Source organism: bacterium (assembly GCA_040755795.1).
In the GTDB taxonomy this organism is placed as follows: Bacteria; UBA9089; CG2-30-40-21; order CG2-30-40-21; family SBAY01; genus JBFLXS01.
Genome location: JBFLXS010000015.1, coordinates 1 through 15,018 on the forward strand (window position 1 = coordinate 1; position 15,018 = coordinate 15,018).

Below are 15,018 nucleotides of genomic sequence, written 5' to 3' on the forward strand. Positions count from 1 at the left end.
GCCTAAAACAAAAATAAGGTGTAGAGTTATAGAGATAAGTCGTAGAGTCTTTTCTTAAGTAAAAAAATAAAAAAAAGCTTGACACTTTACATAACAGACACAGAGACGCAGAGAAAAAAATTAAAATTTATGGACGATACGCTTAACATCCCTGATTTTCATCAGTGCAAGCTCTTGAGTACAACGACATTAAACTTGCCCTGATGAAAATCAGGGATGGATTAACAAATCTGGCTTGCCGGCTGAACATTCGGCAAGCAGATCCTATGTATTTCAATGGCTGCACCAATAATCTTTTCTGTTATCTGATTTATTTCCATATCTTCTCTGTTCCTCTGCGTCTCTGCGGTAAATTACCACCTGAACGGTTACAATTTTAGGTTCAAAGCAAGATAACCTTTCTTCTCTCTATATTATTTGCTGTATGATAACTTTTCTACTTGCTTATAGTCAGACGGGTTCTATCTCCGTCAGCCACAATTAGCCTACCTAAATATTCAGTAGTTTCTTTACTCAACCTGCTTAAATATTCAGTAGTTTCTTTACTCAACCTGCTTAAATATTCAGTAGTTTCTTTAATCATTTCTCGTGTCAACTTACCCTCTTCTTCTATTGTTTCTCGTGTTAATTTGGTTTCATGCTTTAGTGTTTTATTATTCACTACCCCATAGACAGTCAAAAATATCCCTAATATTGTTGCCGCTGTGCCTACGAGGGCTAATGATTCCCATAAGTTCATTTCCCTCTGTCCTCCTTTTAACTTCGTAACTATTTACCCAAATGAAGTGCAAGGTAATCGGTAATCAGGTAATCGGTAACAACCAATTGATCTTTTCCCTTTACCGATACCCTGACTACCGATAACTGATTACCTGAATTTCACTTCAGATGGCTAAAATGTTACTTAACTTCTCTCTCCTATAATCTCTTTTACGATTTGAAGTAATCCTTTCTCACGAATTACATAGCAAGTTTTACAACCTGCCATTTTGCCTGCTTCTATATCTTTATCTTCATCCCCAATCAACCATGAGTTTTTAAAATCTATCTGAAAGTCTCTATCTGCCAACTCTAACATTCCATGTTTGGGTTTTCTACAATTACAATTATCCTCACTAAGATGTGGGCAGTAATAAATTGCGTCTATAGAAGAGCCATAATCTTTTAGTTCATTGAGCATCTGGTGGTGAATTTGATGGAGTTGTTCTTCTGTAATTATTCCTTTACCAATACACGCCTGGTTGGTCACAACAATTACTTTAAATTGGGCTTGATTGAGCAATTTTATGGCTTCTTTAACACCGGGCAGAAATTCAAATTCCTTCCAGCATTTTACATAATCGCCAATTATCTTTTTATTTATCACCCCATCGCGGTCTAAAAAAACCACTTTATTACCTATGTATTTTTCGATAAAATAGTTAAATGACTTATTCTTTTTTCTGGCTATGTTTATGGAAAATCTCTTCAAAATTTCCAACATAAAATCTATTCGAGAATCAAACTTTTTAGGGATTAAGTTATTAAATTGTTCTTTAGTAATGTTATCAGTAGTTTTTTCAAGATGAATTTTTAAGTTTTTAGCGGTAGCATCATTCAATCCAGCCAGATACCAACTCTCTATTTCCTTTATAACCACTATTATTCTTTCTTGATTGATTTCTTTTTTTATCTTTTGTTTTTTATCTGTTGCACAAGGTGCGTTGTTAATATCGGCTACATAAATATAATCAGCATTTTTCCCTTTGATACTTTTGAGGTATCCTTTTTTCTCTTCATCTTTCATCTGTGCATATGGTATTAATTCTACATAGTCATACTTTTCCTCAAATCTTGGCTTTATTATTCTATTAAAGAATATTACCTCATCATCGCCTTCAACCCAGATGTATAGCATTTTATACGCCATATTTATACTCCCAGTAAATTTTGAACATAGAGGTCTTCAATTCCTATTTCATTTTGTAGAAATGAGTTTACCATTTCTTTATCACGGGGTCTTGAGATAGTAGAAAAACCATCTTTATCCCGTGAAACAAGTAAGATATTATCCAAACCCGCATATTTTACTATTTCAGGGTTATGAGTGGTAACGATAATTTGTTTATTTTGTGAAGCCTCCTTCATCATCTCCACTACTCTGGAGATGAGATAAGGATGTATATTCCGCTCAGGTTCCTCAATAATAATTATCGGTTTCTGCTCAAAATATAAAGCAATAATTAGAGCAATTATATTTATTGTCCCATCAGAAATCAAAAATGCTGGCAAGGGTTGGTCTTCTTTAAAATATATTTCTTGTATAAAAAGCAAAAATTTATCCACAACTTCTTCAACATCAAGGTTATTTACAAATGGTAAAAGATATTTCACCAGATTAAAAAGTTTTCTTTTTTTATCCTTATTTTCGGTGATATTTTTAACAATAATAGACAAATTACTTCCATCTTCTTCTAATTCAGCTTTTCCAGTAATGGGGGTAGCTTTTTTAGGTAATTTGGGGTCAAAATCATATATGGCTATATCTCTAAAAAGGTCATCCTTAATTAGATAGAATAAATCAGATAGAAGAAGGGTGTTTGGTAATTTTGCTTTGAGAAATGAAGGAAAGAAAGATGAACGAATTTTTTCTTTTTCTCTTTCTACTTTTTCATTTGATGGATTTTCTAATTCAACCTTGATTTCTCCCCCGACATTAGAAATGATAAAGTCTCCTTGTCCAATTTTCTCCTTTTTCTTGCCTAATTCCCATAGCTTATAAAAGTTACATTTCTGGATTAGTCTATCTTCATCTATTTCAAATTTTGGTCTCTTTTTTTTAAAGATTAGAGCAAATTTATAACTCAATTCATATATTTCTTTTCCTATCCATGGTTCTTCCTTTTCATGAACAGTACTTATCCATTCGTCAGTAGGACTAAAAGTAATTTCTACTGTCAGTTTTTCAGAGTCGCTAATAGTAATATTCCTGAGATACTTAACCCCTCCTATTTCGGATACAGCGTTAACTAATCCCGAATGGACTATATCCCTTAGGAATTCAAAAACAAGAACAAAATTGGATTTTCCAGAGGCATTAGCCCCAATCAACACATTGAAATTACCAAGTTCTAGTTCTAACTCTTTAAAACTCTTAAAGTTTGTTATTTTAATCTTTGTTATCGCCATAAGTTATTCCTAAACCCTATTTTTATACCATTCTATTGTCAACCGTAAGCCTTCTTCAAAGCCAATTTTAGGTTCATATCCGAGAAAGGCCTGTGCCTTTGATATATCAGCCAGAGAATGTCTAACATCTCCGGGTCTTGGGTCAACATGTTGTGGTTTAATCTCGACATTGAGTATTCTGGCGATATGCCTGGCTAATTCATTAACCGTCACCCTTTGTCCGCAGGCAATATTAAATATTTCGCCAAGTCCTTCAGTAGTCTTAGTGGCTAAGATATTAGCAGAAACGACATTATCGATATAGGTAAAATCTCTTGATTGCCCTCCATCGCCATAAATTAAAACCTCTTTTCCGGTCAGCATTGCTGTCACAAACTTTGATATAACCGCGGCATAAGGAGATGTTGGGTCTTGATTAGGGCCAAAGACATTAAAGTATCTTAAGGAGATAGTTTCTAATCCATAGATGGAATAAAATAACTGGCAGTATTCTTCTGCGGTAAGTTTTGTTACGGCATAAGGAGAAAGTGGGGAAGGCTTCATATCTTCCCGTTTAGGTAAAACAGGTGTATCTCCATAAACAGATGAGGATGAGGCGTAAATTACTCGTTGAACGCCTGCATCTCTTGCCGCAATTAAAACATTTAAAGTGCCTGTAATATTTACTTCATTTGAGGTAAACGGGTCTTTAACAGAACGCTCGACTGATGGTAATGCGGCTTGATGAAAGCAGTAATTTACCCCTTCTAACGCCTTTTTGACTGTTTTTAAGTTGGTTATATCTCCTTCAATTACTTCTATTTTCTCTAAAAACTGGTTAATGTTTTCAATCTTACCAGTAGAAAAATTATCTAAGATTTTAACCTTACTTTCGTCTTCTTTAATTAGTCTGGCAACAATATTTGAGCCAATAAATCCAGCTCCACCAGTAATTAAGTAATTTGTCATAAATCACCTCTTTTATATCAAAAGTTATAGTAACTATTCAGATACAGATAAAACACTGAAAATGTTAAATTTTAAATAACCGTAGATGTAATCTACGGAAAGGAAAATACACACGCTCTCTTCGACCCTAAAAGGGGCGAATTTTATCCATCGTTTGGAATTCAACCCTTTCAGAGTTGAGATGTCGTAGATGTTTCGTTTCCACAGGTTTCGCCTGCGGTTATGTAAAATTCAAACCTTTCAGGTTTAATAAAAAAGATTGTTAAAAAATAACAAAATTATAGATAAAATGAGTAAAGATAAAAAAATCATTTTATCACCCCAATCTTTCCTATTTTCTTCCCTTTTCCTGTGATACAATAGATATAGATACCTGAAGCAATCTTTTTGCTTGAAATATCCCATCTTTGAGGACATTCGGTTACATTTATTTCATCTATCAACTCGCCTACAATGTTATAAATTCTAATCACAGAGCCTTCACTTATATTGGCAAAGTAAATATATCTTTCATCTTTATTTTTCCTCCATGGATTAGGATAGGCAAAGGCATTATTATTATTTTCTGCAAAGGATATCACACCAAGAGGAGCAATGAGGCTAAGATGGGTAAGTGTGCCAAAGACAATATTGTTTGGAGTATCGACCCAGGAACCAGAGACTTGTTCCCAAATCTTTGTTTGTTCGTTAAATGTGTAAAGTTTCAAAGTAGATTCCTTTATCTTACCCAGATTCGCCTCAAGGTATGGAACTGCAACAAAAAGGGTAACACTCCCTTTTACCTCATTTTCAGATACTCCGGTTAGATTAACATCAATGCAAAGACCTATCCCTCCAGATGGCTTATAGGTGGTGGTAAATGTTGGATAATCCTTTGCATCCTTAATACCTACAAAGAAAGCCTCAGTCAATCTTCCGGTTTCAAGCAAGGTAATTGTTCCCATCTTGCTGGTGATGGTTTGAGTTTGACCTGGTGTTATATAAACCGTAATGGTGGCTATCCCTGTTATTATCCCGGATGTGATTGTAATTGTATCTACCCCTCCATTTGGCGATGCTGCTATAGCGGCAAGGCCTTCCCATCTTCCGTTGGTTAAGGTTATGGTAGCAGGTGATATGGAATTGGTGGTATTGGTTATGGTCGCCTGTGTGGTTGTTGTGGCAATATTCCCCTGCTCATCCCTGGCTGTAACATTTAATTCAAATAGGGAATTGGTGGTTGCTGTCTTAGGGACGGTAATCTCAAAATAAGAAATGGGTGGTGGTGGTAGAATTTGCAACATACCTTCACCAGATGAAGGTATATTATAGAATCCATCTCCCCCAAATTCAATGTTTATGGTGTATGTGCCAGGTGATGCAACCTCTGGATATGCCCTAGCTATCCCATCTACCTGTGTGGTGGATGTATAGACCTCATTGTTTATTTTGAATAAAATCTGTTGGTATGGAATGATATTTCCCTCCATTGTGGTAAGTTTTACTTTAATCTCTGGTATTTGTCCTTGATAAACCTTTGTATCTCCCACATAATCAATCCTTGTGTTATAAGGAATAACTGAGACAATAGCATTTGTCGGTGTTATCTCAGGAACAGATGGGAAATAGACGGTAGCATAGTTTTCAATAACCGTCCCTTCTGTTGCATCAGCCCTTACCGGGACCCTTATGTTAAACTTCCCTCCATTCTTTGACAAAACCTCTCCTCCATTATCAACAAATACAGTAATCATTCTTGTCTCCTGATTATATCTATATTCAAAATTGGCTGGAGTTTCATTTTTATCTTTATCCAATCTCTTAAAGTCACCTACCCAAAGGGAAGAATCATTAAGGTCTTCGTCTAATACATCTGTAATATAAACCCCGTAAGCAATTCCTTCTCCCTCATTCTCAAACTCTATGGTGTATTCCAATGTCTCCCCAGCAGATACCATACCTTGTTTTCCATACTTTGCATTTGGGTCACGGGCGGTAATGATTTCGGTATGTTTCCCTTTATTTCCTTTTTTACCCTTTTTCTTCTTCTCCTCTTTTTTGGTTTTAGTTAACCATGATTCAGGGTCTTGAAAATTCCCATCTTTCTTAACTTCAAAATGTAAATGTGAACCATCCCCAGTTGTCGATTTCACATGTCCCGTATTCCCACCTTCTGCTATTTTTTCCCCTTTTTTAACCGTATCACCTACTTTAAGTGTTCCCCATGATTTATCTTTTAAATGGCAATACTTTGTCACAATTCCATCACCATGGTTTATTACTATATAATCACCATATCCTCCTCCTGCCTTTTCACCTGTTGTTTTGTTCTCATCATTATCCCAACTATCATATATCTTCTCCACTGTTCCATCAGCAGTAGCATTAACAGGGTCACCAATTGCTAAATCAATATCAATCCCTTGATGCGTAGTTCTTATGGTATTTGGACCTCCATATTTTGATCCAAGTTGACTGGTTACATTTCGCCCATTAGTTGGCCAATCCATATGACAAGGAATTATTCCCAATACCCTTTGAGGGATAAAAGATATAAACAATAAAATTAAACCGATTTCAAGAAAAAACTTTTTCATTTTTTGCTTTTTGCTTCCTTAAATACTTTATAAAAATCCCATATTTTTATTTGAGACGAATAACATCCTGAAGCAAGATATTTTCCATCAGGAGAAAATGCTATTGAAAGTACTTCCTCTTCCTCTGGATAATTTTCAATCGCTGCTATTAAACTACCATCTTCAGTAAACCAAATTTTTATTCCATCCCTATAACTTGCTGAAACAATATATTTACCTTCAGGTGAGTAAACAAGCGAGTCTATTCTATCTTTATGACATTCTTTGGTTGCTCTTATCAACTTTCCATTTAAAGACCATATTTTTACTCTATGGTCATTATTTGTAGAATTGAAGTCTCCTCCAGTAGCAATATATCTTCCGTTTGGGGAATATATCACTGCAGTAGCCGCCCCACTATATGCTTTAATTGTTTTTACTAAACATCCTGTTGCTGTAGCCCATATTCTTATTGTTCCATGAGGAGCAAATGATGAAACTATATATTTTCCATCCGGTGAATATGCAAAATCTTTGGGTCCTTTAAAATCGCCTTCAAGTTTAATGGATTTTATTAAACCTTTATCTATTGCAGACCAAATCCTTATTGTTTTATCATAACTTGCTGAAGCAATATATCTTCCATCGGGTGAGTATTTAACACAAAATACGCTATCGGAATGTTTGAGTGTTCTTATCAATTTACCATCTTTTGCAGACCAGATTTTTACTGTGCCATCACCGCTTGCTGATGCAATGTATTTACCATCAGGTGAGTATGCAACCGATGTCGTCTCACACTCACCTGTATGTCCTGTAAGCGTTCTTATCAATTTACCATTTTTTGCAGACCAGATTTTTACTGTATTGTCATAACCTCCTGATACAATATATTGTCCGTCAGGTGAATAGACAACCGAACTAATATATTCACCATGGCTTTCTCCAGATGTTTCCATAAAGAGCTTTTCCTGTTGGCCGAATAAATGGGTGCTATAACATAAAATTAACATTATTAAACTGAATTCAAATTTTTTAATCATGGTCTCCCTCCGGGTCATAAGTTGGATAAAACTCATCTGCTTCTTCCCTTGGCCAGATATATACCTCTGGGCTTTCCTTTAAATGAGGTGGCAATCCCCATTTTACTTTTACCTGAAAATTTAGGGTTATGGCTGATTTTGGAGGAATAGTTTCAAAGTCCCATCTTATTCTTGGAACATGAGTAACCTTGCTTGTTTGCCAATGCTCAATATCCTCCCAATGGGCAATGGTAAAATAAGTATGCGTGCCTGATGCTGAAACATAATCAGTAAATGTTGGTGGAGAAGCAATTACTGCGATATTTTCTCCTTGTTTTAACCCATCATTTCTTATTGTAACTATGTAGGTTATAGTCCCACCTGGACTTACACTACTTGGTCCCCAGATTTTGATATTTAAATCAACCATAGGTGGCATAAAGAAATCAATCCTTATTATCTTTACCTCTGGAGGTTTATCAAGGTCTGCTAAGATGTATCCATAGATTGGATTCTTAAGGAAACCATCAAGTGTCTTTTCTTTGACATAGGCATAACCCTCACCAGTGCCTTCTTCAGAATTATATGAAATAACACAAAAACCTTCGTTTTCTATCCTGACTATAGTTAAGGTAAGAGTAATTTTCCCTTCTATCATTTTCTGCTCTAATGTTACGGTTTTATTTGATGCATCAGGTTCAGAAGATTCTATACTTCCCTTTATTGGTATTGTGCTTATAGCGACTTCATCTCCCATCTGGGTTAAAGTAAAGGTGCCAGTATAACTTGAGTCCTCAAAGACTAATTCCATTATTCCTGATGCATATCCCTCTATCACACCATTAAGGAATGTGACTGTCCCTTTTTGATAAGACATACCCTTAAACAAGCAATTGTTATTATCTATCGTAAGGGTTCCTTTGAAAAACCCCTTATCTGAGAATCCACCTGTCTTTATATTTATCCTCTTAAATTCATTGAAAACTATACTTGAATCCTCATTGGTTAGTTTTAGATTTCCTTCCTCTATTGTTTCTGTTAAGGTTGTCTCGTTTGAATATGTAGATGAGCCGGTAAAGGAGATAATCCCGGTAAATGTTCCTTGATACTCATAAGCACCAATGTCAACTATTCCATTTACTATCCTTGGATTGCCATCCTTGTCTTTTTCTTGAATTCCTGGAGCCGTGTTTGTACCAGCATCTATGCAGAGAGAAAAAGAGCCAAGATGAAAGTCCAAAGACGATATAAATTCAGGGTCAGAAGAGATATTATTAGAGCCAGGAGAGCAATTAAAATAATTTTGGTTGCCCATTATACCATTATTCCAGACATCGTTATAATCAATGATTGGACTGCCAGATATTACATAAATACCATAAGAGTTTAAACTTGTTGTTCCAGTTCGGACGATGATGTTGTTAGTGATAGTTGGAGAGGAATTATTGCACTTGATACCCTCCCATTTATTTTCTGAGATTGTGTTATTGGTGATGGTTGGAGAAGAATGGTAGCAGCTGATACCACAATCCCAATTTTCTGAGATTGTATTATTGGTGATGGTTGGAGAAGAATTGTCGCACATGATGCCCCCACGATACCAATTCTTTGAGATTGTATTATTGATGATGGTTGGAGAAGAATTAAGGGAGCACTTGATACCATAACCCCAATTCTCTGAGATTGTATTATTGGTGATGGTTGGAGAAGAACCGATACAGAAAATACCATCATCCCAATTCTCTGAGATTGTATTATTGGTGATAGTTGGAGAAGAATTATTGTAGCACATGATGGCACCATCCTGCCCATTCTTTGAGATTGTATTATTAGTGATGGTTGGAGAGGAATTGTTGCACTCAACACCCCCCAAGCTATTTTCTGAGATTGTGTTGTTGGTGATGGTTGGAGAGGAATTATTGCACCTGATACCCATCCAGCTATTTTCTGAGATTGTGTTGTCGGTGATTACAGGATTTGCATTATTTATGCAATATATTCCAGCCTGACTTGCTTTTCTGATGGTGAAGCCGGTTATTGTTCCACCTGCGCCGTCAAAGGTTAGTGCATTTACATATCCCAGCCCAGTTGTGGTAATTGTGCAAACATTTGCCCCTTCTCCAATTAAACTAATACCTTTGTTGATATAAACTGCCTCATTATAAATTCCAGAAGGAACAAGAATTGTTCCTCCTTCAAAGCAACTATCGACACCTCTATTAATACTCGTGTAAGGAAATTCTAATGAACCATTCTCTGTCCCTGAAGTATTATCCTTATTCACATAAATGGTAAGTGATTGAGTAGAAACCATTTTAAATTCCATATTAGAGATTTGGCCATTTATAAGAAGGTTCCTGTAAGATTGGTAATAACCTACAGATGATACCCGAATGGTGTATGTTCCAAAAGGAAGATTGCTAATTGTAAAACTACCATTATTGTCTGTAATTGCCTCTCCTCTACCTGGACTCTTTGCTGGACCCTTTATTAAAATCTCAGAGATTACCTTTACCAATGCATTGGAGATGGGATTGCCATTTGTATCAGTAACTGTTCCAGAGATAGAATATAGACCTGTAGGAGTGCCTTGATACTCATAAACACCTATGTCCACACGGTCATTAACTATCCTTAGGTTTCCATCCTTATCTTTTTCTGGAATCCGTGGGGCTGTGTTTGAACCTACATCAATACAGAGAGAATTAGAACTAAGGTGATAATCACCATTTCCTATAAATTGAGGGTCAAGGGATATATTGTATAATCCAACAAAACAATTGTAGTAATTATTGGTATTAGTAGAACCATTTCCCCAGACACAGTTGTAATCAACAGAAGGATTACCAGAGCGGACATAGATACCATAGGACCCTGTCCTTGTTCCATTTTCTGTAATAATATTGTTCATAATAGATGGGGAAGAATTATTACAGTAGATGCCATGATATCCATTTCTTATGATGATGTTGTTTGTGATGAATGGGGAGGAATAATCGCAATAGATGCCCTCATAACGATTTCCTGAGATTATGTTGTTGGTAATGGTTGGAAAAGAATTATTCTTGCAGTGGATACCATAATTTCCATTCTTTAAGATTATATTGTTGGTAATGGTTGGAGAGGAATTATTGTAGCACAAGATACCATCCTCCACATTTTCTGAGATTGTATTATTGGTAATAGTTGGATTTGCATTATTTATGCAATATATTCCAGCCTGACTTGCTTTTCTGATGGTGAAGCCGGTTATTGTTCCACCTGCGCCGTCAAAGGTTAGTGCATTTACATATCTCAGCCCGGTTGTGGTAATTGTACAAACATTTGCACCCGCTCCAACCAGGGCAATACTTTTGTTGATATAGACTGCCTCATTGTAAGTTCCAGTTCCAACATAAATGGTATCCCCAGTTGTTGCGGCATTTACGGCAGTCTGAATAGTTGTATATGACCATGGCACATACAAATCAGCCGCATAAACCGTTATATTTATACCCAAAACAATCCATACTATTAAACATTTAATAATCTTTTTCATTTGAAAATACCTTTCATTTTTTACCATAGAGATATAGAAATCGCTAAATATTATATAAGAAATTCAAACTCCAAAAGTCAAAAATCTGTTGTCTATAGTCTGTCCTCTGTTATTTTCCCATTCCTATTCTTTGGGCTTTTTGGAATATCTTACCTTCGGTTTTGATTGCCGGGGCGATAATCAATTCGACCAACTGCATTTCTCTTATATTTTTTGCTCCACACATACCCATTGCGGTTCTAAGAGCGCCGACGAGATTTTGTGAACCATCATCTAAATGAGCAGGTCCGTAGAGTATTTCTTCTAATTTCGAGGCAGTCCCGACATAAATTCGAGTGCCTCGTGGTAGATTACGGTGAGGCATTGCCATTCCCCAATGGTAGCCTTTTCCAGGTGATTCTTTAGCCTTAGCAAATGATGAGCCAATCATTACCGCATCTGCACCAGCCGCAAATGCCTTACATACATCCCCACCTACCGACATCCCCCCATCAGTGATAATCGGAACATATCTTCCTGTTTGTTTATAATAGAAATCTCTTGCCGCGGCACAATCAACCGTGGCACTAACCTGGGGAACTCCTATGCCTAATACTCCACGAGTTGTGCAGGCGGTTCCAGGACCTACTCCAACTAATAAACCATCAATGCCAGTACTCAGAATCTCAAGACTGGCTTCGTAAGTAACACAATTACCCACGATTAATGGAATGGATAATTTCTTTTTTAATTCTTTAAAGTTTAAAAAAGGTTTATCTTTTGAGATATATTTTGCTGTGGTTACAGTTGATTGAACAACAAATATATCTGCTCCTGCATCTTGAGCAATTTGAGCGAATCTTTCTGCTCGTTGTGGAATTGAGGACACGGCGGCAATAGCGTTTGCCGATTTAATTTCTTTTATCCTCTTTTCAATCAACTCTTCTTTAATAGGTTCTTCATATATCTGTTGAAGGATATTAGTTGCTTCTTCTGGAGGGGCAGAGACAATTTTATCAATAACACTTTTCGGATTCTCATATCGAGTTTGAATGCCTTCTAAGTTTAAAACTGCCAAACCACCTAATTTACTCATTTCAATAGCAAATTCTACATCTACGACTCCATCCATTGCCGCGGCAATAATCGGAATCTCAAATTTTAAATTCCCTAATCTAAAATGAATATCAACATCATCCGGGTCAATAGTTACAACGCCAGGTGCTATAGCGATTTCATCAAATCCATAGCATCTTCGCGCCTTACGGCCTCTTCCTATCCACAAACCCATTCTAAACACCCTCCTTTGAATTTATTATTTTAAGTATACAAGATTTATTGTTATTCGTCAAGAAAAATTTTAACAATTATTGTAATTTCTTAAAAGTTCCTGGTGATTTCTTTAGTTTATAACTATAGACAGAGAATAGAGGTCAGAAGATAGAAGTCTATCTTCTGTGTAACTATTCACCCTGTAGGAAAGTAGGAGAGTAGGGAAGTAGGAAAGGGAAAGAAAATGGTAAGCGTTCAGGTGTCAGGTATCAGCCTTCAGCCAGAACCAGAAAAGTTCGTAGTAACCATTATGTTAGTTATGCTGAAACCACCCCTAAAGCGGGTTATTAAAAACTGATACCTGACGGCTGAACGCTTACAATTTATGAGGAAATGAAGTATAGTTGTAATAGGTCAGTACAGGTCGAAAGTTTTTGTTGACATAGGATAAAATTTCTGCTAAAATGTCATCAGAAGATGCAAAAATGAATAAATACACAAAACGCTCAGAAAGCAAATTCGTATCCGTAGCAGTAAAACAGATGAAGAATCCTTTTATTTATGGAGAAGAGGTTTCTGGAAACGCCTTTTGTAACCGAAAAGATGAAATCGCTGAACTGGTAAAAGATATCGAAAATGGAGAAAATATAATTATTTTCTCTCCCAGACGATATGGAAAAACTTCTCTTATTAAGGAAGTGATTAGAAATCTTCAGAATAGACCTTTTCTCATTGCCTATATTGATTTGTATCCGGCTATCACAAAAGAAAAGTTTATAGAAGTTTATGCTCGAGCTTTAAGTCAGAGTATTAAGGGTAAAATTGAAGTAGTTATGGAAAGGATAAAAGAACTATTACCACGTTTGCTTCCTAAGATAGTAATTCGACCTGATAATTTGCCAGAGGTTGAATTTGAATATGATAAAACTACCAATATTAGCCCAATATTAGATGATTTACTCACCGCGGTTAAGAAAGAAGCGGATAGAAGAGGAATGAATGGTGTGGTGGTTTTTGATGAATTTCAAGAGATTGCTAATTATGGGGATGATGAAATAGAGAAAAAGATGCGCTCTGTATTTCAATCTCATCGAAATGTAAGTTACATCTTTATGGGAAGTAAACACCATCTAATGTTTGATATGTTTTACAATCTCAACAGGCCTTTTTATAAAAGTGGCAAGCACTTCCCATTGGGAAAAATAGAAAAAGGTAATCTTATTTCGTTTATTAAATACCACTTCAAAAGAAGCCAGATTCAGATAGAAGACAAAACCATAGAAAAAATCGTAGAAATCTCTGAATGCCATCCTTATTATACTCAATATCTCTGCCATATTTTATGGGATGAATATAGCGACCAGGTAAAAGTAGAAGAAAAGAGTGTTGCTCTGGCTCTTTTGGGATTGCTTAAGAAAGAATCAACCCTTTTTGCCACTATTTGGGATACCTTGACTCTAAAACAAAAACAGGTTCTGGCAGGTTTAAGTCAACAAGAAAAGGCAGAAGTATTCTCAACTGATTTCTTAAGAAGATATAATCTGGGAGCACCTTCAAGTGTTCAAAAGGCACTCAAGGGACTAATGGAAAAAGAACTAATAGAAAAGGAAAATGGCCAATACATAATTTGTGATATCTTTTTCAAACGCTGGATATTAGAGCAAGCAAAGCGTTAATTATCCAACTGGCGTAACGCTAATTGGATAATCCAGGCTATGTTTAGAATTGACATCTATATAATTCTATGATATATTTGAAATGGTAAGAAAAGTTAATTTTTTTTAATTTTACTAAAGTTTTTTTAAATAAATGTCGATTAAAAAAGGAGGGGAGATAAAATTATGGTAGTAAATCCAATTACATTAACACCAAAAGTAACTGAGGTAAATGGGGTCAAATCCAAAGGGATAGAGAATGATTCTGCACTGGCAGATAAAGTATCTATCTCTTCTCAGGCAAGAGGGATTCAACAGGAAAGGGTTGAAGCAAAAGAATTAGCAAAAAAGATAATGGTTGCCAGCCCTGATATTCGTCAGGAAAAAATCTCAAAGGTCATCGAACGACTGAATAGTCATTCTCTCACAAAAGAAGAGATAATAGAGGGGGTTGCCGAGCGAATGGCACGGATGATAGGCATCGGCTTAAGTTAATGACCTAAAATAGGCCTTTTTCACTAATTCATTTTGGAATAGAAATTTTCTCTCGCAAAGACGCAAAGTTCGCAAAGATTATAATTTATTGCTGTGCGTTCTTTGCGCCCTGGCGAGAAATTTAATCTTTATGCCTTTCTCCCGTAACTATTCAGCACGAAGGGTACGGAGAGCACGAAGTGAAATTTGATGAATTATCGAATAGAGTCATTGGATGCGCTATAGCGGTGCATCGAACTCTTGGGCCAGGTTTGCTTGACACCGTGAAGAGTGATAATTCACAATTCACAATTGACAATTCACCATTCACCATTATTAAGGAAATTTAGGGAAGAAATTGTGAATTGTGAATGGTGAATTGTGAATGGTGAATAGTTACTTTCTCC

General features: G+C 36.0%; 10 protein-coding genes. 2 read left to right on the forward strand and 8 right to left on the reverse strand.

Translation table 11 applies throughout. From position 1 onward, the window contains the following. Nucleotides 1–436: 436 nt before the first annotated feature. From AB1414_02105 to AB1414_02140, 8 genes are all read right to left on the reverse strand, one after another. Nucleotides 437–739 (reverse strand): hypothetical protein, encoded by a 303-nt coding sequence (locus AB1414_02105; GenBank protein ID MEW6606234.1) that lies wholly within the window; start codon nucleotides 737–739, stop codon nucleotides 437–439. A gap of 165 nt (nucleotides 740–904) precedes the next feature. Further along, a complete protein-coding gene (locus AB1414_02110; protein MEW6606235.1) occupies nucleotides 905–1,909 on the reverse strand; it encodes an HAD family hydrolase in 1,005 nt (334 codons plus the stop codon). Nucleotides 1,910–1,911: 2 nt separating this feature from the next. Then, nucleotides 1,912–3,168: an AAA family ATPase gene (locus AB1414_02115; protein ID MEW6606236.1), complete on the reverse strand. Its 1,257-nt coding sequence runs from the start codon at nucleotides 3,166–3,168 to the stop codon at nucleotides 1,912–1,914. A 9-nt stretch (nucleotides 3,169–3,177) separates the two neighbouring features. Continuing rightward, the gene (locus AB1414_02120; GenBank protein MEW6606237.1) at nucleotides 3,178–4,116 is read right to left on the reverse strand and encodes an SDR family oxidoreductase; all 939 of its coding nucleotides are present in this window, start codon (nucleotides 4,114–4,116) and stop codon (nucleotides 3,178–3,180) included. 308 nt (nucleotides 4,117–4,424) lie between these two features. Further along, nucleotides 4,425–6,692 carry a M23 family metallopeptidase gene (locus AB1414_02125; GenBank protein MEW6606238.1) on the reverse strand — a complete coding sequence of 756 codons (2,268 nt, stop codon included), beginning with the start codon at nucleotides 6,690–6,692 and terminating at the stop codon, nucleotides 4,425–4,427. After that, nucleotides 6,689–7,714: a WD40 repeat domain-containing protein gene (locus AB1414_02130; protein MEW6606239.1), complete on the reverse strand. Its 1,026-nt coding sequence runs from the start codon at nucleotides 7,712–7,714 to the stop codon at nucleotides 6,689–6,691. The genes AB1414_02125 and AB1414_02130 overlap by 4 nt, the downstream gene beginning before the upstream one ends. Next, entirely contained in the window at nucleotides 7,707–11,231 is a 3,525-nt protein-coding gene (locus AB1414_02135) for a right-handed parallel beta-helix repeat-containing protein (protein ID MEW6606240.1), read from the reverse strand. The genes AB1414_02130 and AB1414_02135 overlap by 8 nt, the downstream gene beginning before the upstream one ends. Nucleotides 11,232–11,340: 109 nt before the next feature. After that, the gene (locus AB1414_02140; GenBank protein ID MEW6606241.1) at nucleotides 11,341–12,501 is read right to left on the reverse strand and encodes a GuaB3 family IMP dehydrogenase-related protein; all 1,161 of its coding nucleotides are present in this window, start codon (nucleotides 12,499–12,501) and stop codon (nucleotides 11,341–11,343) included. A 466-nt stretch (nucleotides 12,502–12,967) separates the two neighbouring features. On the opposite strand from AB1414_02140, the gene AB1414_02145 reads away from it, so the two are divergent. Together AB1414_02145 and AB1414_02150 are read left to right on the forward strand one after the other, a co-directional pair. Beyond that, nucleotides 12,968–14,158 (forward strand): ATP-binding protein, encoded by a 1,191-nt coding sequence (locus AB1414_02145; protein MEW6606242.1) that lies wholly within the window; start codon nucleotides 12,968–12,970, stop codon nucleotides 14,156–14,158. A gap of 165 nt (nucleotides 14,159–14,323) precedes the next feature. Then, nucleotides 14,324–14,632 (forward strand): flagellar biosynthesis anti-sigma factor FlgM, encoded by a 309-nt coding sequence (locus AB1414_02150; GenBank protein MEW6606243.1) that lies wholly within the window; start codon nucleotides 14,324–14,326, stop codon nucleotides 14,630–14,632. The last annotated feature ends 386 nt before the right edge of the window (nucleotides 14,633–15,018 follow it).